We start from the raw sequence: 19987 nt of genomic DNA on the forward strand, positions 1-19987 counted from the left end.
ACTAACCCCCCTACATGCACCATCTTTCCAACCCCCCCCCTGTACGCTCCGCGCGCCGCCTCCGGATGGGGGGGTCCCCCACCCCGCCGACGGACGGCCCCAGCCGGCCGCGGCCGCGCTCAAGGTCGTCCCGACGCCGAAGGACCTGGCCGGGCGGGCCTCCTCCGTCACCCCGATCACCCCGATCACCCCGGTCGCGAACGGCGCCAACGGCCACGGCGCCAACGGCCACGCGGTCAACGGCCACGGCGCGAACGGGCACGCCGCGAACGGGCACGGCGCCAACGGGTCCGGGGCCGTCGCGCAGGCCGGGCCGGTGCTGCGGTGGTCCTCCGACCGCGGCTGGGTGGACCGGCCCGCCCCGGAGCCCGCCGTCACCGCCGGCGACAGCCTGCCCACCCTCGCCCAGCTCACCACCGCCGAGCAGCGCTGGGCCGACCGCGAGGAGGACATCACCTCCATCGGCGGCGACGCCCACGAAGTCGGGCAGGTCTTCGCCCGCCGCTGGAGCGAACGCGTCGGCGACGGCGAGAGACTCACCGTGCTCTGGCCCGACTACCCGCGCATCCCGCACCGGGTGGACGGCGAACTGCTGCGCTACGCCGCCCGCTTCGGGCTGCTGGCGCACAAGGACGACCAGATCGACGAGCACGACCGCTACGCCATCCGGGCCGGGTTCTGGAAGGAACTGGCGGCCAGGGTGCCGGGCGGGTCGATGGTCGTCGACGACTGAGCCGGGCGGACGGTCGGGCCGGGGTCGGGCCGAGGGTCGGGCCGCCCGCGGAACCGCCCGTCGAAGCGCCCCGGTGAGGGAACCGAGCCGACGACTGGGCCGACCGGTCGGCGGCCCGGGGGCCGGTAGGGCCCCGTTGTCCGGTTCGCCCGTACGAGCGCGTAGAGTCTTCGGTCGTGAACGAGACGGCCGGGCGAGCACCCGAGGAACCCCAGCCGTGCGCCGTCGTGCGCGACCTGGTCAGGACCTACCGCAGCGGCCGCGGCGCCGCCGCCACCGAGATCCGGGCCAACGACGGGATCAGCCTCACCGTCCGTACGGGCGAGATCTTCGGACTGCTCGGGCCCAACGGAGCCGGGAAGTCGACGCTGGTGCGCCAGCTCACCGGACTGCTGCGCCCCGACTCGGGATCCGTCGAACTCTTCGGCCACGACATCGTGCGGCACCCCGAGCGGGCCGCCCGGCTGCTCGGCTACCTCGGGCAGGAGTCCACCGCGCTGGACGAGCTGACGGTGGCGCTCGCCGCCGAGACCACCGGGCGGCTGCGCGGACTCACCCGGGCGCAGGCCCGCGACGCGGCCGCGGACGTGCTGGCGGAGCTCGGCCTGGAGCCGATCGCCACCCGGCCGCTCGCCAAGCTGTCCGGCGGACAGCGGCGGCTCGCCTGCTTCGCGGCCACCCTGGTGGGGGACCGGCCGCTGCTCGTCCTGGACGAGCCGACCACCGGCATGGACCCCGTCGCCCGGCGGGCCGTGTGGAGCGCCGTGGACCGGCGGCGCGCCGAGCGCGGGACGACGGTGCTGCTGGTCACCCACAACGTGATCGAGGCGGAGACGGTGCTCGACCGGGTCGCCGTGGTGGACGACGGCCGGGTGATCGCCTGCGACACGCCCGGCGGGCTCAAGGCACTGGTGGACGGCGACGTCCGGCTCGACCTGGTCTGGCGGGACGAGGCGCCGCTCGGGGTGCCCGCCGTCGCAGCGCTGCGCGAGCGGGCCGAGTGCACCGGCCGCCGCTGGACCGTCCGCACCACCCCCGAGCAGGCCCGCGAACTGGTCGCCGCCGTCACCACCGGCCCGGCCTTCGCCGCCCTCGACGACTTCACCCTCGCCACCCCGAGCCTTGAGGACGCGTACCTCAAGCTGGGCGGCCGCCACGGAGGACTGGCCAAGTGACGCTGCTCTCGGTGCCCCCGCGGACCGACCGGTCCACGGCCGCCCCCGCTCCGCTCGCCCCCGCGGCCAGGCTGCTGCCGGCGCTCGCGGCCGTGTACCGGGCGCAGCTCGCCCGGGCGCGGGTGGCGCGCATCCCGCTGCTGTTCGTGGCCACCTTCCAGTCCCTGGGCATCCTGGTGATGATGCGGGGCGTGGTGGACGCCGGGCAGACCTCGGAGGCGCGGTCGGTGGTCGCCGGGTCGAGCGTGCTGGTGGTGGCCTTCGTCGCGCTGAACCTGCTCGCCCAGTACTTCGGGAAGCTGCGCGCCACCGGCGGGCTCGACCACTACGCGACGCTGCCGGTGCCGGCCGCCTCGGTGGTGCTGGGGGCGGCCGGCGCGTACGCCTCCTTCACCCTGCCCGGGACGCTGGTCACGGCGGTGTTCGGGGCGGTGACCTTCGGGCTGCCGCTCGGGCAGCTGTGGGTGCTGCTGGCGGTCGTGCCGCTGTCCGGGGCCGCGCTGTCCGGGCTGGGAGCGGCCTGCGGGCTGCTGGCGCCGCGCCAGGAGATCGCGACGATGCTCGGGCAGCTCGGGATGTCGGCCGCGCTGCTGCTGGGCGTGCTGCCGGTGGACCACCTGCCGCAGCCGGTGCAGTGGCTGCGGGCCCTGCTGCCGTCCACGTACGGGGTGGACGCCTTCGCGCGGACCTTCGCGCCGGATCCGGACTGGGCGCTGGTGCTCGGGGACCTGGCGGTCTGCGCGGGGGTGGGCGTGGTGTCGCTGGCCGTCGCCACCTGGGCGTACCGGCGGGCGGTCTCCCGGTAGGGCACCCGATGGCGGTGGCCGGGTCCGGCGGGTGCGGGCGGTCGGTACAGCGGTCGGTACGGTGGTGGGTCGTTCGAGTGGCCGTCGTGACACGATGGGGCCTGTGACCGTACCGAACACACCTCCGGATCCCGCCCCCGCCGACGTGCACGAGGTGCACGCCGGGCGCGACGTGCAGGCGGTGCCGGCCGCAGCCTCCGACCCGTTCGCGCCGCCGCACGGGGCCACCGCCCTCGGACACGGGACGACGACCCCGCTGGGGCAGCGGCTGCTGCCGGAGGCGCGGGTCGGAGCGGGTGTCGTGATCGCCTGTCTGGTGGCCGGTGTGGTGGCGGCCGGGCTGTGGGCCTGGCTGGCGCCGAAGGTGCCGCTGGTGGTGGACGGGGACCGCATCCTCTACGCCGACCCCGAGGGGGAGCAGCGGGCCGGGGCCGACGCGGTGTTCGTGCTCATCGGCCTGGGTGCGGGGATCCTGACCGCGCTCGGGGCCTTCCTGGTCACCCGCAGGCGCGGCGGCGGCATCGCGGTCGCGCTGGGGCTGACCATCGGCGGGCTGCTCGGATCGATCGGGGCCTGGCGGATCGGGCGCCGGCTCGGGCCGGGCAACGACCTGATCGGCGAGGCCCGGCGGGTCGGCAACGGCGGGCACTTCGACGCGAGCATCGACCTGGGGGCGCTGGGGGCGCTGCTGGTCTGGCCGATGGCGGCGATGGTGGTGCTGCTCCTGCTCTCGGCGGCGTTCGGGAAGCGGGAGGAGGACCCGCCGCCGTACTGGGCGCCGGTCGCGCAGTCGCCGCTGGGGGCGCCGTCGGCGGGGGCGCCGACGGGGCCATGGGCCGGGCCGCTCCCCGGGACGGGGACGGGGACGGAACCGGAGCCGGGGAGCGGTACGGGGCACTGACGCGCGCGCCCGCCCCCCGCGCCCCCGGAGTCCTGCGGGCGCGGGGTGCGTTCGGCGGGCTCAGCGGGCGATGGGGGCGGTGCGGGCCTCGGTGAGGGTGATGAGGTCGGCGGGGGCCAGCTCGACTTCGAGGCCCCGGCGGCCCGCCGAGACGTAGACCGTGGGGTGGCCGAGCGCGCTGGCGTCGATCACGGTCCGCAGCGGGCGGCGCTGGCCCAGCGGGGAGATGCCGCCGAGGACGTAGCCGCTGCTGCGCTCGGCGGCGGCCGGGTCGGCCATGGCGGCGCGCTTGCCGCCGACGGCCGCCGCCAGGGCCTTGAGGTCGAGCTGGCCGGCGACCGGGACCACGCCGACGGTGAGGGTGCCGTCCACGTCGGCGACCAGCGTCTTGAAGACCCGCTCGGGAGAGATGCCGAGGACCTCCGCGGCCTCGCCGCCGTAGGAGGCGGCGGCCGGGTCGTGGTCGTAGGCGTGCACGGTGAACGGGACGGCGGCGGCTTCCAGGGCGACGGTGGCGGGCGTGCCCTGGCCGCCCTTCCGGGGCTTCTTGGCCATGTCGGGTCCTCGGGATCCTCGGTCAGTTGGGGCTGAAGCGCTGGCGGGTGAGGTCGGCGGCGGGCAGCGAGGGCAGCCAGCTGAGGACGGCCGTCTCGCGGCGCAGCAGGTCGAGTTCGGTGCGCAGCCGCTGGGCGTTGTCCGGGCAGGCGAGCAGCCGCTGCTTGACCGGGGTCTCGAACACCGAGGCGGCGGCGACCAGGTAGGAGAGCACCTGCGGGTCGTCCGGGAGGTCCTGGTGACCGACGGTGCTGGCCTCGCGGGCGCCGGCCAGGCGCTTCTGGTAGACCCGGAACGCCCGCTCGACCTCGGAGGCCAGCGCGCCAGAGCCCTCGCCGGGGCGCTCCTCGATCGGCTCGATCTCACCGGTCAGGTACGGGCCGGAGACGTCCGCCGAGCGCAGCCGGAAACGGGTGGTGCCGGTGACCAGCAGCTCGTAGCGGCCGTCCGGCCGGTGCTCGACCGAGGCGATGTCGGCGACGCAGCCGATGTGGAACATCGCCTCCAGCGGGTCCCCGGTGACGGTGCCCAGACCGTCCAGCGGACCGGCCGGGCCCTCCTCGGGTCTGACCGGGGCGACCTCCCGGCCGTCCCTGATCGCGAGCACGCCGAACCGCCGGGGGGTGTCCTCGGACTGTTCGAGCAGGTCGGCGACGAGACGGCGGTAGCGCTCCTCGAAGACGTTCAGGGGCAGCACCAGGCCCGGGTAGAGCACGGTGTTCAGCGGGAAGAGCGGCAGCCGTTCTGTCACGGCGGACAGCGTAGTTCCCCGAACGGGGGCCTTGTCGCACGGTTATCGGGGTCGGCCGGTCGGCGGGCCCGCTCGACCGGGCCCGCCGCCTTCCGGCCGATGGCCCGGCGCCTTCCGGTCGACGGGCCGGCGCCTTCGGTCGACGGGCCGCCGACCGACCGCCGGCTCAGCCGCGCTGGAGCATCCTGGTGGCGCCGGCCACGACCGTGGAGGCGAGCAACCAGCCGATCACGACCAGCCCGGCGGAGAGCCACTGGCTGACGCCGCCGGGGTTCCAGCCGCCCTGGTTGAGGTCCACGATCGGCAGCAGCTGGTTGAGGGTGTACAGCACCGGGTTCCAGTGCGGGCGCTCGTCGGCCTTGAGCGGCTCCAACGGGTGGGTGGCGAACCAGAGGCTGCCGAGGATCCAGGCGAGCAGCAGCCACAGGCCCGCCCGGCCGGGCCGGTAGCCGTAGCCGACGGTGGCGTCCTGGACGGCGCCCCAGACCCGGGCGGGCAGCGGCAGGGTGCGCCGGCGCCGGCGCTGCTTGGCGTACAGCACCTCGCGGGCGTCGTCGTCGGCGCCGTCGCGGCGCAGGGCGGCGGCCAGCTGCTCGTAGGACTCCGGCTGGAAGTCCACCGCGGAGCCCTCCAGCCAGGCGATCCGCCGCTGGATGGGGAACGGGTCGACCGGGCGGAGGTTCTCGTAGACGAAGCCGGTGAGGCCCAGGTGCTTGCCGAGCGGCCAGGCCGTCGGGGTGTCGACCAGGTTGCCGACCCGGGCCCGGGAGAGCGAGACGGTGCCGGTCGGGCGGACCTTGCAGGTGAAGCGCAGCTCGGGGGTGTGGATGCGGCGCAGCGAGAGCTCGTCGTCACCCTCCAGGTGGAATTCGCCGGAGATCAGGCAGGCGCCGTCGAAGCGGGAGTCGGAGAGGCGGACCTGGCCCCAGGCGCGGAACGGGGTGACCGGGCCGTCGGGCGGCGGGTACTCGCCGTAGCCGGAGCCGTAGTAGCCGCGCGAGCCGACCCAGCCGAGGTCGGCGGAGCCGGTCAGGTACAGGGTGTGGCCGACGCTGACCCGGACGGCGTTGAGGCAGATGCGGTTCTTGTCCGGGACGGCGCGCAGCTGGGCGCCGCGCAGCGAGAGCCGGCCGCCTATCCGGGCGGTGCGTATGCTCAACTCGCCCAGGGTTTCCAGGCGTTCGGCCTCGAAGTCCTGGTTGACGCTGATCCCGTCGGCGGAGACGGCGCGGCCGTGGCGGTCGCCGCCGACCAGGGTCTGGTTGAGCAGCAGGTCGGTGCCGATCCGGGCGTCGGTGAGCCGGATGCCGTCGGGGAGGCGGCAGCGGGCCAGGTGGAGGTCGCCGGTGGTGGAGAGCCGGGAGGCCTCCAGGCGGGGGATCAGGCACTTCACGAAGCGCAGCGTGGAGACCGCCGCCTCGGAGATGAGGACCTTGTGCTCGAAACGGCAGTCGCGGAGCTCGACGTAGTCGCCGATGGCCGCGCCGGCCAGGTTGAGCGCGCCGGTGACCAGGACGCCGCTGAGGCGCAGCGAGGCGACCCGCCCGGGCGCCGGCTCCGGACGGACCAGCAGCAGGTGGGCGAGTGCCTCGGCGCGGACGGTGCGTTCCGGGCCCCAGACGGCGTCGCCGAAGGCGTCGTCGGTGGCGGCGTCACCACTGCGGAGGTCCAGGATCTCGCCCTGGTGGTAGGCCTCCCAGAGCGCGCGTTCGGTCTCGGTCCAGCTCTCCGGAGCGCGCTCCGCCATCGTTTTCCCCGTCCCCCCGGTCGTCTCGCCTTTCGTATCACGGACTGAAATGCGGGGCCAGCGGTTCCGGCCACTCCTTACACTGGATGGCGTGATCTCTCGAATCGACCTCCGCGGCTCGCTCGACGACCCGCGTGACCTGCTGCCCCGTGCCGAGTTCGACGTGGCGGCCGCCCTGGAGAAGGTGCGGCCGATCGCCGAGGACGTACGCCATCGCGGGGTCGCGGCGCTGATCGAGATCACCGAACGCTTCGACGGCGTCCGGCTGGAGTCGACCCGGGTCCCGGCCGAGCAGCTGACCGCGGCGCTGGAGACGCTGGACCCGAAGGTCCGCGCCGCGCTGGAGGAGTCGATCCGCCGGGCCCGCGCCGTGCACGCCGACCAGCGGCGCACCGGGCACACCACCCAGGTGGTGCCGGGCGGCACGGTCACCCAGCGCTGGGTGCCGGTCGAGCGGGTCGGCCTGTACGTGCCCGGCGGTCTGGCGGTCTACCCGTCCTCCGTGGTGATGAACGTGGTGCCGGCCCAGGAGGCCGGCGTCAAGGGCATCGCGGTCACCTCGCCGCCGCAGAAGGCCCCTTTCAACAGTGAGTGGGGCGGTGGCCGCGTCCACCCGACCATCCTGGCGGCCTGCGCCCTGCTCGGTGTGGACGAGGTCTACAGCGTCGGCGGGGCCCAGGCGGTCGCGATGTTCGCCCTCGGCACCGAGGAGTGCGCGCCGGTGAACATGGTCACCGGCCCGGGCAACATCTACGTGGCCGCCGCCAAGCGCTACTTCGCCGGCCGGATCGGCATCGACTCCGAGGCCGGCCCGACCGAGATCGCCGTCCTCGCCGACGACAGCGCGCTGGCGTCCGACGTCGCCGCCGACCTGATCAGCCAGGCCGAGCACGGCCCGACCTCCGGCTCGGTGCTGGTCACCGACTCCCCGGCGCTGGCCGACGCGGTCGAGGCCGAGCTGGCCGTGCAGGTCGCGAGGACCAAGCACGGCGAGCGGGTGGCCGAGGCGCTGGGCGGCAAGCAGTCCGGCATCATCCTGGTCGACGACCTGGAGCAGGGCCTCGCCGTGGTCAACGCGTACGCGGCCGAGCACCTGGAGATCCAGACCCGCGACCCGCACGCCGTGGCGGCCCGGGTGGTCAACGCCGGCGCGATCTTCATCGGCCGCTGGACCCCGGTGTCGCTGGGCGACTACGCGGCCGGCTCCAACCACGTGCTGCCGACCGGCGGCTGCGCCTGCCACTCCTCCGGGCTGTCGGTGCAGACCTTCCTGCGCAGCGTCCAGGTCGTCGAGTACGACCGGGAGGCGCTGGCGGACGTCGCCGCGCACGTGGTCACCCTGGCGAACGCCGAGGACCTGCCGGGGCACGGGGACGCGATCAAGGCCCGCTTCGACTGGACGGTTCCCGGCTCGTGACTCCTTCGACTCCTTCTCCTTCGACCGCTTCGACCGCCGCTTCGACCCCGGTGACCCCGGTGATCCCGGTGACCCGCATCGACGACCTGCCGATCCGGGACGAGCTGCGCGGCCAGTCCCCGTACGGCGCGCCGCAGCTGGACGTGCCCGTCCAGCTGAACACCAACGAGAACCCGTACCCGCTGCCCGAGGAGCTCGTCGCCCGGATCGCCGAGCGCGTCGCCGAGGCCGCCCGCGGGCTGAACCGCTACCCCGACCGGGACGCGGTCGAGCTGCGCGAGGGCCTCGCCGGTTACCTCGCGAAGACCACCGGCTTCCCCGTCCGGCGTGAGCAGGTGTGGGCGGCCAACGGATCCAACGAGGTGCTCCAGCAGCTGCTGCAGACCTTCGGCGGCCCCGGCCGCAGCGCCCTCGGCTTCGAGCCCTCGTACTCGATGCACGCGCTGATCTCCCGCGGCACCGGCACCGACTGGATCTCCGGGCCGCGCAACGACGACTTCACCATCGACGTGGACGCCGCCGTCGCCGCCATCGCCGAGCACCGGCCGAACGTGGTCTTCGTCTGCTCGCCCAACAACCCGACCGGCACCGCCGTGGACGCCGACACCGTGCTGCGGCTGTACGACGCCGCGCAGGCCGCCCGGCCCAGCCTGGTGGTGGTGGACGAGGCGTACGTCGAGTTCTCGCACCGCGCCTCGCTGCTGCCGCTGATCGAGGGCCGCCCCGACCTGGTGGTCAGCCGCACCATGTCCAAGGCCTTCGGCGCGGCCGGGCTGCGCCTGGGCTACCTGGCCGCCGACCCGGCCGTGGTGGACGCGGTGCAGCTGGTGCGCCTGCCGTACCACCTGTCGGCCGTCACCCAGGCCACCGCGCTGGCCTGCCTGGAGCACACCGACACCCTGCTCGGGTACGTCGGGCGGCTCAAGGAGGAGCGCGACCGGCTGGTCGACGCACTGCGGGGGATGGGCCTGGAGGTCACCGACTCGGACGCCAACTTCGTCCAGTTCGGCCGCTTCGCCGACACCCACGCGGTGTGGCGGGCCATCCTCGACCAGGGGGTCCTGGTCCGCGACAACGGCGTCCCGGGGTGGCTGCGCGTCACCGCCGGCACGCCCGCCGAGAACGACGCCTTCCTGGCCGCCGTCCGCAATGTGATCAAGGAGCTGTAACCCCCCATGTCCCGCATCGGACGCGTCGAGCGCACCACCAAGGAGACCTCGGTCCTGGTCGAGATAGACCTCGACGGCACCGGGAGGACCGACATCTCCACGGGCGTCGGCTTCTACGACCACATGCTCGACCAGCTCGGCCGGCACGGCCTGTTCGACCTCACCGTCAAGACCGACGGCGACCTGCACATCGACACCCACCACACCATCGAGGACACCGCCCTCGCGCTCGGCGCCGCCTTCAAGCAGGCGCTCGGCGACAAGGTGGGCATCTACCGCTTCGGCAACTGCACGGTGCCGCTGGACGAGTCGCTCGCCCAGGTCACCGTGGACCTCTCCGGCCGGCCGTACCTGGTGCACACCGAGCCCGAGGGCATCGCACCGATGATCGGCTCGTACGACACCACGATGACCCGGCACATCCTGGAGTCCTTCGTGGCCCAGGCGCAGATCGCGCTGCACGTCCACGTGCCGTACGGGCGCAACGCGCACCACATCGTGGAATGCCAGTTCAAGGCGCTCGCCCGGGCGCTGCGCTACGCCGCCGAGCGCGACCCGCGCGCGGCCGGAATCCTTCCGTCGACCAAGGGTGCGCTGTGAGCAATACCGCGATGATCCTCATCTTCGTCGGCCTCTTCCTGGCCGGCGGAGTCATCTCCTTCTGGAAGCAGAAGCACTCGAAGAGCGTCATCCTGGTGCTCGCCTTCGGCTCCGTGATGTGCCTGGCCTCCGGCCTCATGCGCCTGTAGACCCGCCGTAGAGAGACTGGACACCTGAACATGGGCAAGAACGTCGTCGTCCTCGACTACGGCTCCGGCAACCTCCGCTCGGCGCAGCGCGCCCTGGAGCGGACCGGAGCGGACGTCACGGTCAGCTCCGACTACGACACCGCGATGGCCGCGGACGGCCTGCTCGTCCCCGGGGTGGGCGCCTTCGAGGCCTGCATGCGCGGACTCAAGTCCGTCCGCGGGGACTGGATCATCGGCCGCCGGCTCGCCGGGGGCCGACCGGTCATGGGCATCTGCGTCGGCATGCAGATCCTCTTCGAGAAGGGGGTCGAGCACGGCGTGGAGACGGCCGGCTGTGACGAGTGGCCGGGCACCGTGGAGCCGCTGGAGGCCCCCGTCGTCCCGCACATGGGCTGGAACACCGTGGACGCGCCCGAGGAGAGCCGGATGTTCGCCGGCCTCGACCCGCAGACCCGCTTCTACTTCGTGCACTCCTACGGGGTGCGGCACTGGGAACTGGAGGCCCACAGCGCGCGGATCAACCCGCCGCTGGTCACCTGGGCCACCCACGGGCAGCCGTTCGTCGCGGCCGTCGAGAACGGCCCGCTGTGGGCCACCCAGTTCCACCCCGAGAAGTCCGGCGACGCCGGCGCCGCCCTGCTGACCAACTGGGTCAACACCCTCTGACTTTCCGAGAGTTGGATCTCTGATGAGCCTCGAACTGCTGCCCGCCGTCGATGTCCGCGACGGCCAGGCCGTCCGCCTGGTCAAGGGTGCCTCCGGCACCGAGACCTCCTTCGGCGAGCCGCTCGCCGCCGCCCTCGCCTGGCAGAACGCCGGCGCCGAGTGGCTGCACCTGGTCGACCTCGACGCCGCCTTCGGCACCGGCTCCAACTACGAGCTGCTGCGCGAGGTCACCGGACGGCTGGACGTCAAGGTCGAGCTGTCCGGCGGCATCCGCGACGACGAGTCGCTCGCCCGCGCGCTGGCCACCGGCTGCACCCGGGTCAACCTCGGCACCGCAGCCCTGGAGGCCCCGGAGTGGGTCGCCAAGGCCATCGCCGAGCACGGCGACAGGATCGCCGTCGGCCTGGACGTCGTCGGCACCACCCTGCGCGGCCGTGGCTGGACCCGCGACGGCGGCCAGCTCTTCGACGTGCTGGCGCGGCTCGACGCGGAGGGCTGCGCCCGCTACGTCGTCACCGACGTCAACCGGGACGGCACCCTGACCGGTCCCAACCTCCAGCTGCTGCGCGACGTCTGCGCCGCGACGGACAAGCCCGTGGTCGCCTCCGGCGGCGTCTCCTCGCTCGACGACCTGCGGGCCATCGCCTCGCTCGTCGGTGAGGGTGTCGAGGGCGCCATCGTGGGCAAGGCACTCTACGAGCAGAAGTTCACCCTCGAAGAGGCCCTGGAGGCGGTTTCCGGATGACGGACGGTCGGATCGTACGCGGCGAGGTCGTGCGGGGCGAGGACGCTCGGGGCGGGGTCGCGCGGGGCGGGGTCGTGCGGGACGAGGTCGCGCGTGTCGGCCTCGCGCGCGGCGGCGTCGTGCGCGGTCGGGTCGGCGGGTTCTCCCCCTGGGAGGACGAGTTCGGCTGCTCCCGGGCCGTCGCCGCGGGCGACCACGTGCACGTGGCCGGCTCCACCGCCTGGGTGGACGGCCGGATCGAGCACGAGGGCGACCCGTACCGGCAGACCCTCGCCGCGTTCGGCGTCGGGCTCAAGGCCCTGGCCGCGTACGGTCTGACCACCGACGACGTGGTCCGCACCCGGATGTACATCACCCACGTCCGCGACGCCGAGGAGGTGGGCCGCGCCCACCGTGAACTCTTCGACGCCGCCCGCCCGGTGGCCACCATGGTGGTGGTCGACGGACTGATCGACTCCCGGATGCTGGTCGAGGTCGAGATCGACGCGTACCGGTCCGGGCTGGCAAAGACCCTGGAAGCCCTGGAGGCTCCGGAAGCCCTGGAAGGCGAACAGCCGTGACCCTCGCAGTACGTGTCATCCCCTGCCTGGACGTGGACGCCGGGCGGGTGGTCAAGGGCGTCAACTTCCAGAACCTGCGCGACGCCGGCGACCCGGTCGAGATGGCCAAGCTCTACGACGCCGAAGGCGCCGACGAGTTGACCTTCCTCGACATCACCGCCTCCTCCGGCGACCGGGAGACCACCTACGACGTGGTCCGACGCACCGCCGAGCAGGTCTTCATCCCGCTGACGGTGGGCGGCGGCATCCGTGCCGTCGACGACGTCGACCAGCTGCTGCGGGCCGGCGCCGACAAGGTCGGCGTCAACACCGCGGCCATCGCCCGGCCGGAGCTGGTCCGCGAGATCGCCCAGCGGTTCGGGCGGCAGGTCCTGGTGCTCTCGGTGGACGCCCGGCGCTGCCCCGCCGGCGTGGAGACCCCTTCGGGCTTCGAGGTCACCACCCACGGCGGGCGCCAGGGCACCGGCCTGGACGCCGTCGAATGGGCGGGTCGCGCGGCCGAGTTGGGCGCGGGCGAGATCCTGCTCAACTCGATGGACGCGGACGGCACCAAGGACGGCTACGACCTGGAGATGATCCGGGCCGTGCGCCAGGCCGTCTCGGTGCCGGTGATCGCCTCCGGCGGCGCGGGCAAGCTCGCCGACTTCGCGCCGGCCGTCGACGCGGGCGCGGACGCGGTGCTGGCCGCCAGCGTGTTCCACTTCGGGGACCTGCGGATCGGCGAGGTCAAGGACGCGCTGCGCGAGGCCGGCCACCCGGTGCGCTGATCGTCTCGTACGGCTTTCGGGCCCGCCGTCCGGTTCCGGACGGCGGGCCCTTCGCGCTCTTCGCTACTCCTGCGGCTCGCCCTTGATCAGTGCGAACGGGGCACCGTTCGGGTCCGCCAGCCAGGCGAGTCGGCCGACGTTCTCCACGTCCGAGGCCGGCATCAGCACCGAGCCGCCGGCCGCCGTCGCCTTCGCGATCACCGCGTCCACGTCCTCGGTGGCGAAGTACGGCGTCCAGGCGGACGGCTGCTCCGGGGACATCGTCGGGGCGATGCCGCCGAAGCTGGTGGCCTGCTGGTCGCCCTCGGCGGTGGAGAGCACCCGGTAGGTCATGCCCGGCGACGGCTCGAAGTTCTCCATCCGCCAGCCGAAGAGCTTCTCGTAGAAGGCGAAGGCGATGTCCTGGCCGGAGGTGTGCAGCTCGGACCAGACCAGCGCGCCCTCCTCCGAGACGAGGTCCAGCCCGGTGGTGTTCCCGGCCTGCCAGACGGCGAACTCGGCGCCCGTCGGGTCGGTGAGGGCCGCGAACCGGCCCTCCTGCATGACGTCCGTCGGCGGCACCCGGACGGTGGCGCCGGCCTGCTCGGCGGCCTTGACGGTGGCGTCCGCGTCCCGGGTGCGGAAGTACGTCGTCCACGCGGACCGCGCGCCCTCGTCGAGATTGCCCAGGGCGCCGACGGTCCTGCCGTTCGACTGGACGAAGCCGTAGCCGCCGGTCCCGGGGACCTCCAGGAAGGTCCAGCCGAACACCTGGCCGTAGAACCGGGCGGTGGCGGGGATGTCCGGGGTGCCCAGGTCGATCCAGCAGGGCGAACCGATGGGGAAGTCGGTGGTGAGCATGTGCGGGTGCCCTTCGACGGAGAGTGACCGGCCTGCCCGGAGCGGGACCCCGGCCACCTGCGAGTCTGCACCCGGCCCCCGCCGTCCGCAGCCGGAGGCGGCCGGGCCGGTGGGACGCACGGGGCCGGTGGGCCGCGCGGGGCCGCCCGGACCGGGCTAGCTTGAACAGGGCCACCGCACCCCTGGAGATTCGGAGCCGGCAGATGGAGAACGCAGCAGCCGCGGACACGGTCGTCCTCATCCACGGCCTCTGGATGACGCCGCTGTCGTGGGAGCACTGGGTCACCCGCTACGAGCAGCGGGGCCTGAAGGTGATCACCCCCGGCTACCCGGGCATCGAACCGGGCCCGGAGGGCGTCGAGGCGCTCCGCAGGGACCCGTCACCCCTGGCGGGGATGGGCGTGCGCGAGGTCTTCGACCACCTCGCCGAGGTCATCGGCGCGCTCGACACCAAGCCGATCATCATGGGCCACTCGTTCGGCGGAGCCTTCGTCCAGCTCCTCCTCGACGCCGGCCACGGCGCGGCCGGGGTGTCCATCGACGGCGCGGCCGTGAAGGGCGTGCTGGCGCTCCCGTTCAGCGAGATCAAGGCGACCTTCCCGGTCCTGCACAACCCGGCCAACAAGAGCCGCGCCGTGCCGATCACCGAGAAGGAGTTCCACTACGCGTTCACCAACAACCTGAGCACCGAGGAGTCGAAGGCCGTCTACGACCGCTACGCCGTCCCGGTCTCCGGCCGCATCCTCTTCCAGGGCGGCTTCGCCAACCTCACCCCGAACGCGGCGACGGCCTACGACTTCGGCAACGACCACCGGGCCCCGCTGCTGTTCGTCTCCGGCGGCCACGACCACATCCTGCCGCCCGCGGTGCAACGCGAGAACTACGAGAAGAACGCCAAGCACTCCAGGGCGATCACCGCGTACAAGCTCTTCGACGGCCGCAGCCACTACACCTGCGGCGAGGACGGCTGGGAGGCCGTCGCCGACCTCGCCCTCGACTGGGCCCTCGCCCCGGTCGCCGGCGACCTCGGCTGATCCCGCACCGGCGCTGCCCCCTCGGCGCGCTGAGGGGGCACCTCGCCGTGCGCCCTACCTCGGGGGCAGCGGCAGCACGTGGCGCAGGGCCTCGACGGCGTCCGGGGTGCCGTCGACGTCCAGGGTGGTCCGGGCGCCGCGGCCGTAGGTGAAGAGGACGAGTTCGGCGGGTTCGCCGGTGAGGTGCACGGTGGAGGCGCCCGCCGGGCCGACGGTGAGGGAGCGGCCGTCGGGGTGGGTGAGGACGAGCCGGACCGGCGAGCGGCGGCCGGCCTCCAGGCGGGCGATGAGCGGGAGGCGCCGCCAGAGCGCCTCGGCCCGGCCCGGCGGGACGGGCTGCGGGGTCCAGTCCTCGGCCGCGCGCAGGACGTCCTCGGCGTGGACGAAGTACTCGACGGTGTTCGCCGCCTCGTCGACACCCGGCAGGGCGAACGGCGAGTAGACCGGCGGCCCGGCCCGGAACAGCCGCACCAGCTCCTCGTACGGCCGCTCCGCGTACCCGTCCTGCACCCGCCGCGTCCACCCGGCCAGCGCCCCGACCCGGATCCCGGGCGCCGCATCGGGCCGGCGCTCCCGCACCACCAGGTGGGCGGCGAGGTCCCGGGTCGTCCACCCGGCACAGAGCGTGGGCGCGTCCGGCCCGGCGGCGACGAGCAGTCGGGCGAGCCGGTGACGTTCGGCGAGGGCGTGGTTCGACATGCCGTCAGCCTAGGCGCTCGACCGGCGGAGCCCGGTGCGGAAACCGAAGTCACCGCCACCTCGATACCGGTCCGCCTCCGATGACCCTACGGATAGGCTCCGCAGTCATGACCCCGGTCCACCCGGCCGGCCCCCGCCTGTACCGCGTCCGGGCGGCCGCTCACCACTCGACGAGGCCTCGGCCCGCACCCTGCCCCGGGCAATGAAGCCAGGCGTGGCTGGTTCGGTGCGGGCCCCCGGCATGCCGGGAGCCCGCACCGGAATCCCGTCCATCTGAATAGCTTTTGTTCTTCTGAGGGCGTCTCCCACGGCATCGTTGCAGGTGCGGACGGCAGCCCGGACGGGGTGAGTTCGGCGAACTGGCTGTCAGGTGGGGGTCGGGTGGGCCATCCTCGTGGCCATGACCTCCGAGCAGCAGCCGCCCGCAGCCGGCTCCCGCCCGTCCCGCGGCCTGGTCCTCACCGTCGCCGCCGTGCTGGTCGTCCTGCTCGCGGTGGTGGCCACCGCGGTGCTCTGGCCGGACGACGTGAAGCCGGCCGCCGCGCCGCCTCCGCCGACGCCCACGGCCACCCCGACGCCGACACCGACCCCCACGCCCACCCCGGACAAGCCGCAGCCGCCGTACGCCTTCTTCCCGGTCGGCGCCTGCTTCGACCACCCGCAGCTGAGCCCGGTGATCACCAAGCCCGAGGAGCGCCCCTGCGCGGGGGACCACGACGGGGAGGTGATCGCCGACCTCAAGCTCGCCGACGGCATCACCGGCGACATCCCGCTCGCCCTCGCCATGCGGGACGGCTGCAAGGAGGCCGAGGCCGCCGCCAAGGCCCGCCAGGGCGACGGAAGGACCTACTACGGCCGCCAGTTCGGCCCGGCCATGGCCAACTACCAGCAGGGCTGGCGCGACTACACCTGCACCCTGACCGCCGGCAACAAGCAGGGCGGCCCCAAGCTCACCGGGCAACTGCGCCCGTGACGACCGGGGGCGGTGGGGCGGGCTGACACAATGGGCTCATGTCCACCACACCCGCCGCTCCCGGCAGCACCGCCCTCGCCCCCGAGATCGCCGCGCGGCTCAAGCGCACCGAGGACGGCCTGATCCCGGCCGTCGCCCAGCAGTACGACACCGGCGAGGTGCTGATGCTCGGCTGGATGGACGACGAGGCACTGCACCGCACCCTCACCACCGGCCGCTGCACCTACTGGAGCCGCAGCCGCCGCGAGTACTGGGTGAAGGGCGACACCTCGGGCCACGTCCAGGCGGTCAAGTCGGTGGCCCTGGACTGCGACGGCGACACCCTGCTGGTGAAGGTCGACCAGACCGGCGCGGCCTGCCACACCGGCGACCGCACCTGCTTCGACGCCGACGTGCTCCCGCTGTCCTGACCCCAGTCACTCCACGGAACTCCAGAAGGTGCCGCCCCGCATGGATCTCGAAGCCTTCCGCAAGCTCGCCGTCGACACCCGGGTCATCCCGGTCACCCGCAGGCTCCTCGCGGACGGCCTCACCCCGATCGGCCTCTACCGCAGCCTCGCCGAGGAGCGGCCCGGCACCTTCCTGCTGGAGTCCGCCGAGCAGGGCCGCAGCTGGTCGCGCTACTCCTTCGTCGGGGTGCGCAGCGCCGCCACGCTCACCGTCGGCCCGGACGGCGGGGCCCGCTGGCTCGGCACCCCGCCGGTCGGCATCCCCACCGCCGGCGACCCGCTGGAGGTGCTGCGCGCCGCCCTGCAGGCCCTGCACACCCCGCGCCGGGAGGACGACGGCCTGCCCCCGCTCACCGGCGGCCTGGTCGGTTACCTCGGCTACGACATCGTCCGCCGGCTGGAGAAGCTGCCCGACCTCAACCCGGACGACCTGGGCCTGCCCGAGCTGACCATGCTGCTCGCCACCGACCTCGCGGTGCTCGACCACGTCGACGGCACGGTGCTGCTGATCGCCAACGCCGTCAACCACAACGACCTGGCCAGCGGCGTGGACGAGGCCTGGGCGGACGCCGTGGCCCGGCTGGACGCCATGGAGGCCGAGCTGTTCAAGCCGGTCGACCCGGGCCTGGCCACCTTCACCCCGGCCGGCCCCGGCGAGGTGCACTCGCCGTTCGGCGGCGCGCCGTACCGGGCCGCGGTGGAGGAGATCAAGGAGCGGATCCGGGCCGGCGAGGCCTTCCAGGTGGTGCCCTCGCAGCGTTTCGAGGCGCCCTGCCCGGCCTCCGCGCTGGACGTCTACCGCGTGCTGCGCAGCACCAACCCCAGCCCGTACATGTACCTGTTCCGCTTCCCCGGGCCGGACGGCGGGGCCGAGGGCGGCTTCGACGTGGTCGGCTCCAGCCCGGAGGCGCTGGTCAAGGTCACCGACGGCGAGGCGATGCTGCACCCGATCGCCGGGACCCGGCACCGCGGCGCCACCCCGCACGAGGACGCTGACCTGGCCGCCGAGCTGCTCGCCGACCCCAAGGAGCGGGCCGAGCACCTGATGCTGGTGGACCTCGGCCGCAACGACCTCGGCCGGGTCTGCGAGCCGGGCAGCGTCGAGGTGGTCGACTTCATGCAGATCGAGCGCTACAGCCACGTGATGCACATCGTCTCGACGGTGACCGGCAAGGTCGCCCCGGGGCGCACCGCCTTCGACGTGCTGACCGCCTGCTTCCCGGCCGGCACCCTCTCCGGCGCGCCCAAGCCCCGGGCGATGCGGATCATCGAGGAGCTGGAGCCCACCCGCCGCGGCCTGTACGGCGGTTGCGTCGGCTACCTGGACTTCGCCGGCGACTCGGACACGGCGATCGCGATCCGCACCGCGGTGCTGCGGGACGGCACCGCGTACGTGCAGGCCGGCGCGGGCGTGGTCGCCGACTCCGACCCGCACGGCGAGGACACCGAGTGCCGCAACAAGGCGGCCGCCGTGCTGCGGGCCGTCGCCACCGCCAATACGCTGCGGAGGCCGGAACTGTCCTGAGGTGCGAGGAGGCGGCCGGGATGCCCGAGGTGCCGTACGACGAGCTGCGCTGGGCGGTCGTGCTCGGCGCCGCCGGACAGCTCGGCGAGCAGCCGGCGGGGCACGGCCGGGTGCTGTCCGGGGTGGCGGTCGACTTCCCGTCGGTACCCGGCGGCACCGGACCCGGACCCGAACCCCAGCCGGGCCAGGGCCCCGGCACCGGCACGGTGCTCGCCCCGGACCTGGCGGTGCTCGCCCGGGACGCGGTGCGGGGCGGGCGGGGCCGGTTCGCCGCGGCCGGGGTCGAGGCGGTGCTGGAGGTGGCCCGGCCCGGCCTGGCGGAGGCGGCGAGGGCGTACGCGCGCAGCGGCGTGCCGCTGTACGTGGTGGTCGATCCGGCGGCGGCGGTCTGCACCGTGCACACCGCGCCGTCCCCCGAGGGGGTGTACCGGGAGGCCGAGCGGGTGCCGTTCGGCAACGACCTGTTCCTGCCGCTCGGCGGCCGCACGGTGGTGCTGCGGACGGACGACTTCCCGACCTGACGTCCCTCCCCGTCCTCGCCGTCGCCCTCGCACCCGATCCGTTTCCGATCCGCCCGACCGCCGCCGCCCCGCCCGGCGCCGTTCCCCACCCCCGGGTACGGGCCCGGGCGTCGGCCGGGGGATAGTGGACGGGTGACCGCTGAGCAGACCCCCGCCCCCGCCAACCCCAGCCGCCGCACCCTCGGCGTGATGCTGCTGCTGACCGTGCTGAGCGCCGTGCTGGTGCTGACCGCGGCCGGGCGGACCTGGGCCGAGGGCCGGGCGGGCACCCTGGACGTGTCCGTCAGCGGCGGCAGGATCTCCGAACTGCCCGGCGGACTGGCCCTGGTGGGCCTCGCCGCGGCCGTCGCGGTGTTCGCGGTGCGCGGCGTCGGACGGCTGGCCGTCGGCGCGCTGACCCTGCTGGCCGGGCTCGGCGTGGCCGCCGCCTCGGTGGCCGGGGCGGGCGACACCGCCGCGCTGGACGCCGAGGCCGCCCGCAAGCTGGCGCTGACCGGCTCGACGGCCACCGAGGTCGCGCACAGCGCCTGGCCCTGGGTCGCGCTGGTCGGCGGGCTGCTGCTCGCCCTGGCCGGACTGCTCACCCTGCGCTACGGCCGGGGCTGGCCCGCCATGGGCAGCCGCTACGAGGCGCCGACCCGCAAGGCCCCGGCGAAGACGGACACGCCGGGGGACCTGTGGAAGGCCCTCGACCGGGGCGAGGACCCGACCGCGGTGTGAGCTGCGCGCATGTGACGCGATAGACCCACCACCCGCTTTGGGTCACCGGTGTGTGGCCCGGCACAATGGAACCCGTCAACCCGCCGGCGGCCCCGCAGGCCCGGCCGGGCCCCGAGAGCCAAGGAGCACCACTCAGATGGCAGCAGCAGCACACGGCCACACCACCGCCGCCTGGACCGGCGTCGTCATCTCCTTCGTCGGCTTCGGCGTCGCGGGCGTCGCGATGATCCTGCCGTCGGTGCTGCTCGTCTGGGTCGGCCTGGCGGTCGTCCTGGCCGGCGGCGTGGTCGGCAAGGCCATGTCCCTCGCCGGCATGGGCCAGCAGCCCAGCACCAACGTCTACAAGACGGTCGAGGAGCAGGTCGCGGCCCGCGACGCCCGTGCCGCCGTCGCCGCCGCCTGACGACGGGTCGTAGCACCACACGTTTGTCGTACATCGGAACGGCGGGCGCGCCACGCCCGCCGTTTCGTCGTGTCCGGGCCCG

General features: G+C 74.1%; 23 protein-coding genes and 1 pseudogene. 19 read left to right on the forward strand and 5 right to left on the reverse strand.

Annotated features, from left to right (window positions below; genetic code table 11):
* The 4 genes and pseudogenes from ABZ449_RS28960 to ABZ449_RS28975 all read left to right on the forward strand — a co-directional run.
* Window positions 1-733: pseudogene (locus ABZ449_RS28960) on the forward strand (NYN domain-containing protein); the annotation flags it as partial.
* Between the two features lie 176 nt (window positions 734-909).
* Complete coding sequence (locus ABZ449_RS28965) at window positions 910-1908, forward strand: ABC transporter ATP-binding protein (protein WP_360351926.1); 999 nt, start codon at window positions 910-912, stop codon at window positions 1906-1908.
* A gap of 2 nt (window positions 1909-1910) precedes the next feature.
* Window positions 1911-2714, forward strand: a complete 804-nt coding sequence (locus ABZ449_RS28970; RefSeq protein ID WP_360352044.1) for an ABC transporter permease — start codon at window positions 1911-1913, stop codon at window positions 2712-2714.
* A 103-nt stretch (window positions 2715-2817) separates the two neighbouring features.
* A complete protein-coding gene (locus tag ABZ449_RS28975) occupies window positions 2818-3615 on the forward strand; it encodes a hypothetical protein (RefSeq protein ID WP_360351929.1) in 798 nt (265 codons plus the stop codon).
* A 60-nt stretch (window positions 3616-3675) separates the two neighbouring features.
* Here the strand turns inward: ABZ449_RS28975 and ybaK are convergent, their stop codons facing one another.
* The 3 genes from ybaK to ABZ449_RS28990 all read right to left on the reverse strand — a co-directional run bounded on the left by ybaK (window position 3676) and on the right by ABZ449_RS28990 (window position 6668).
* The gene (gene ybaK / locus ABZ449_RS28980) at window positions 3676-4170 is read right to left on the reverse strand and encodes a Cys-tRNA(Pro) deacylase (RefSeq protein WP_360351932.1); all 495 of its coding nucleotides are present in this window, start codon (window positions 4168-4170) and stop codon (window positions 3676-3678) included.
* A gap of 22 nt (window positions 4171-4192) precedes the next feature.
* Entirely contained in the window at window positions 4193-4921 is a 729-nt protein-coding gene (locus ABZ449_RS28985; protein ID WP_360351935.1) for an LON peptidase substrate-binding domain-containing protein, read from the reverse strand.
* A 166-nt stretch (window positions 4922-5087) separates the two neighbouring features.
* Window positions 5088-6668 carry an oxidoreductase gene (locus ABZ449_RS28990; protein ID WP_360351938.1) on the reverse strand — a complete coding sequence of 527 codons (1581 nt, stop codon included), beginning with the start codon at window positions 6666-6668 and terminating at the stop codon, window positions 5088-5090.
* A 91-nt stretch (window positions 6669-6759) separates the two neighbouring features.
* Between ABZ449_RS28990 and hisD the strand changes: the two genes are divergently transcribed.
* The 8 genes from hisD to hisF all read left to right on the forward strand — a co-directional run bounded on the left by hisD (window position 6760) and on the right by hisF (window position 12741).
* Window positions 6760-8085 (forward strand): histidinol dehydrogenase, encoded by a 1326-nt coding sequence (hisD, locus tag ABZ449_RS28995; RefSeq protein ID WP_360351941.1) that lies wholly within the window; start codon window positions 6760-6762, stop codon window positions 8083-8085.
* Between the two features lie 68 nt (window positions 8086-8153).
* Window positions 8154-9254, forward strand: a complete 1101-nt coding sequence (locus tag ABZ449_RS29000) for a histidinol-phosphate transaminase (RefSeq protein ID WP_360351944.1) — start codon at window positions 8154-8156, stop codon at window positions 9252-9254.
* Window positions 9255-9260: 6 nt separating this feature from the next.
* On the forward strand, window positions 9261-9854 hold the full coding sequence (gene hisB, locus ABZ449_RS29005; protein ID WP_049650368.1) for an imidazoleglycerol-phosphate dehydratase HisB: 594 nt from the start codon (window positions 9261-9263) through the stop codon (window positions 9852-9854).
* Window positions 9851-10003, forward strand: a complete 153-nt coding sequence (locus tag ABZ449_RS29010; RefSeq protein ID WP_359828256.1) for a hypothetical protein — start codon at window positions 9851-9853, stop codon at window positions 10001-10003. Before hisB ends, ABZ449_RS29010 begins: the two co-directional genes overlap by 4 nt.
* A gap of 30 nt (window positions 10004-10033) precedes the next feature.
* Window positions 10034-10669, forward strand: coding sequence for an imidazole glycerol phosphate synthase subunit HisH (gene hisH, locus ABZ449_RS29015; RefSeq protein ID WP_360351947.1), 636 nt, complete (start codon window positions 10034-10036; stop codon window positions 10667-10669).
* A 19-nt stretch (window positions 10670-10688) separates the two neighbouring features.
* The gene (priA, locus tag ABZ449_RS29020; RefSeq protein ID WP_360352047.1) at window positions 10689-11414 is read left to right on the forward strand and encodes a bifunctional 1-(5-phosphoribosyl)-5-((5-phosphoribosylamino)methylideneamino)imidazole-4-carboxamide isomerase/phosphoribosylanthranilate isomerase PriA; all 726 of its coding nucleotides are present in this window, start codon (window positions 10689-10691) and stop codon (window positions 11412-11414) included.
* Window positions 11411-11974 carry a Rid family hydrolase gene (locus tag ABZ449_RS29025; protein ID WP_360351950.1) on the forward strand — a complete coding sequence of 188 codons (564 nt, stop codon included), beginning with the start codon at window positions 11411-11413 and terminating at the stop codon, window positions 11972-11974. The genes priA and ABZ449_RS29025 overlap by 4 nt, the downstream gene beginning before the upstream one ends.
* Window positions 11971-12741, forward strand: coding sequence for an imidazole glycerol phosphate synthase subunit HisF (gene hisF / locus ABZ449_RS29030; RefSeq protein ID WP_360351953.1), 771 nt, complete (start codon window positions 11971-11973; stop codon window positions 12739-12741). The genes ABZ449_RS29025 and hisF overlap by 4 nt, the downstream gene beginning before the upstream one ends.
* Window positions 12742-12804: 63 nt before the next feature.
* Here the strand turns inward: hisF and ABZ449_RS29035 are convergent, their stop codons facing one another.
* On the reverse strand, window positions 12805-13581 hold the full coding sequence (locus ABZ449_RS29035) for a VOC family protein (protein WP_360351956.1): 777 nt from the start codon (window positions 13579-13581) through the stop codon (window positions 12805-12807).
* A gap of 203 nt (window positions 13582-13784) precedes the next feature.
* Between ABZ449_RS29035 and ABZ449_RS29040 the strand changes: the two genes are divergently transcribed.
* Entirely contained in the window at window positions 13785-14615 is an 831-nt protein-coding gene (locus ABZ449_RS29040) for an alpha/beta hydrolase (RefSeq protein ID WP_360351959.1), read from the forward strand.
* A gap of 54 nt (window positions 14616-14669) precedes the next feature.
* Here the strand turns inward: ABZ449_RS29040 and ABZ449_RS29045 are convergent, their stop codons facing one another.
* A complete protein-coding gene (locus tag ABZ449_RS29045; protein WP_360351962.1) occupies window positions 14670-15314 on the reverse strand; it encodes a TIGR03085 family metal-binding protein in 645 nt (214 codons plus the stop codon).
* Window positions 15315-15714: 400 nt separating this feature from the next.
* On the opposite strand from ABZ449_RS29045, the gene ABZ449_RS29050 reads away from it, so the two are divergent.
* From ABZ449_RS29050 to ABZ449_RS29075, 6 genes are all read left to right on the forward strand, one after another.
* Window positions 15715-16287 (forward strand): hypothetical protein, encoded by a 573-nt coding sequence (locus ABZ449_RS29050; RefSeq protein ID WP_360351965.1) that lies wholly within the window; start codon window positions 15715-15717, stop codon window positions 16285-16287.
* Window positions 16288-16325: 38 nt separating this feature from the next.
* The gene (hisI, locus tag ABZ449_RS29055; RefSeq protein ID WP_360351968.1) at window positions 16326-16697 is read left to right on the forward strand and encodes a phosphoribosyl-AMP cyclohydrolase; all 372 of its coding nucleotides are present in this window, start codon (window positions 16326-16328) and stop codon (window positions 16695-16697) included.
* A 40-nt stretch (window positions 16698-16737) separates the two neighbouring features.
* On the forward strand, window positions 16738-18261 hold the full coding sequence (locus ABZ449_RS29060) for an anthranilate synthase component I (RefSeq protein ID WP_360351971.1): 1524 nt from the start codon (window positions 16738-16740) through the stop codon (window positions 18259-18261).
* Between the two features lie 20 nt (window positions 18262-18281).
* Window positions 18282-18782: a Uma2 family endonuclease gene (locus ABZ449_RS29065; RefSeq protein ID WP_360351974.1), complete on the forward strand. Its 501-nt coding sequence runs from the start codon at window positions 18282-18284 to the stop codon at window positions 18780-18782.
* A 132-nt stretch (window positions 18783-18914) separates the two neighbouring features.
* A complete protein-coding gene (locus ABZ449_RS29070; RefSeq protein ID WP_360351977.1) occupies window positions 18915-19502 on the forward strand; it encodes a TIGR02234 family membrane protein in 588 nt (195 codons plus the stop codon).
* Window positions 19503-19638: 136 nt separating this feature from the next.
* Entirely contained in the window at window positions 19639-19905 is a 267-nt protein-coding gene (locus tag ABZ449_RS29075; RefSeq protein ID WP_360351979.1) for an HGxxPAAW family protein, read from the forward strand.
* The last annotated feature ends 82 nt before the right edge of the window (window positions 19906-19987 follow it).

Origin of the sequence: Kitasatospora sp. NPDC005856 (assembly GCF_040629945.1) — a bacterium.
In the GTDB taxonomy this organism is placed as follows: Bacteria; Actinomycetota; Actinomycetes; order Streptomycetales; family Streptomycetaceae; genus Kitasatospora.

Coding starts and splice junctions, on each gene's coding strand:
- hisI (WP_360351968.1), top strand. CDS start 16,326: ATGTCCACCACACCCGCCGCTCCCGGCAGCACCGCCCTCGCCCCCGAG.
- ABZ449_RS28990 (WP_360351938.1), bottom strand. CDS start 6,668: ATGGCGGAGCGCGCTCCGGAGAGCTGGACCGAGACCGAACGCGCGCTC.
- ABZ449_RS29045 (WP_360351962.1), bottom strand. CDS start 15,314: ATGTCGAACCACGCCCTCGCCGAACGTCACCGGCTCGCCCGACTGCTC.
- ABZ449_RS29065 (WP_360351974.1), top strand. CDS start 18,282: ATGCCCGAGGTGCCGTACGACGAGCTGCGCTGGGCGGTCGTGCTCGGC.
- ABZ449_RS29040 (WP_360351959.1), top strand. CDS start 13,785: ATGGAGAACGCAGCAGCCGCGGACACGGTCGTCCTCATCCACGGCCTC.
- ABZ449_RS29025 (WP_360351950.1), top strand. CDS start 11,411: ATGACGGACGGTCGGATCGTACGCGGCGAGGTCGTGCGGGGCGAGGAC.
- ABZ449_RS29075 (WP_360351979.1), top strand. CDS start 19,639: ATGGCAGCAGCAGCACACGGCCACACCACCGCCGCCTGGACCGGCGTC.
- ABZ449_RS29050 (WP_360351965.1), top strand. CDS start 15,715: ATGACCTCCGAGCAGCAGCCGCCCGCAGCCGGCTCCCGCCCGTCCCGC.
- hisH (WP_360351947.1), top strand. CDS start 10,034: ATGGGCAAGAACGTCGTCGTCCTCGACTACGGCTCCGGCAACCTCCGC.
- ABZ449_RS29060 (WP_360351971.1), top strand. CDS start 16,738: ATGGATCTCGAAGCCTTCCGCAAGCTCGCCGTCGACACCCGGGTCATC.
- ABZ449_RS29035 (WP_360351956.1), bottom strand. CDS start 13,581: ATGCTCACCACCGACTTCCCCATCGGTTCGCCCTGCTGGATCGACCTG.
- hisB (WP_049650368.1), top strand. CDS start 9,261: ATGTCCCGCATCGGACGCGTCGAGCGCACCACCAAGGAGACCTCGGTC.
- ybaK (WP_360351932.1), bottom strand. CDS start 4,170: ATGGCCAAGAAGCCCCGGAAGGGCGGCCAGGGCACGCCCGCCACCGTC.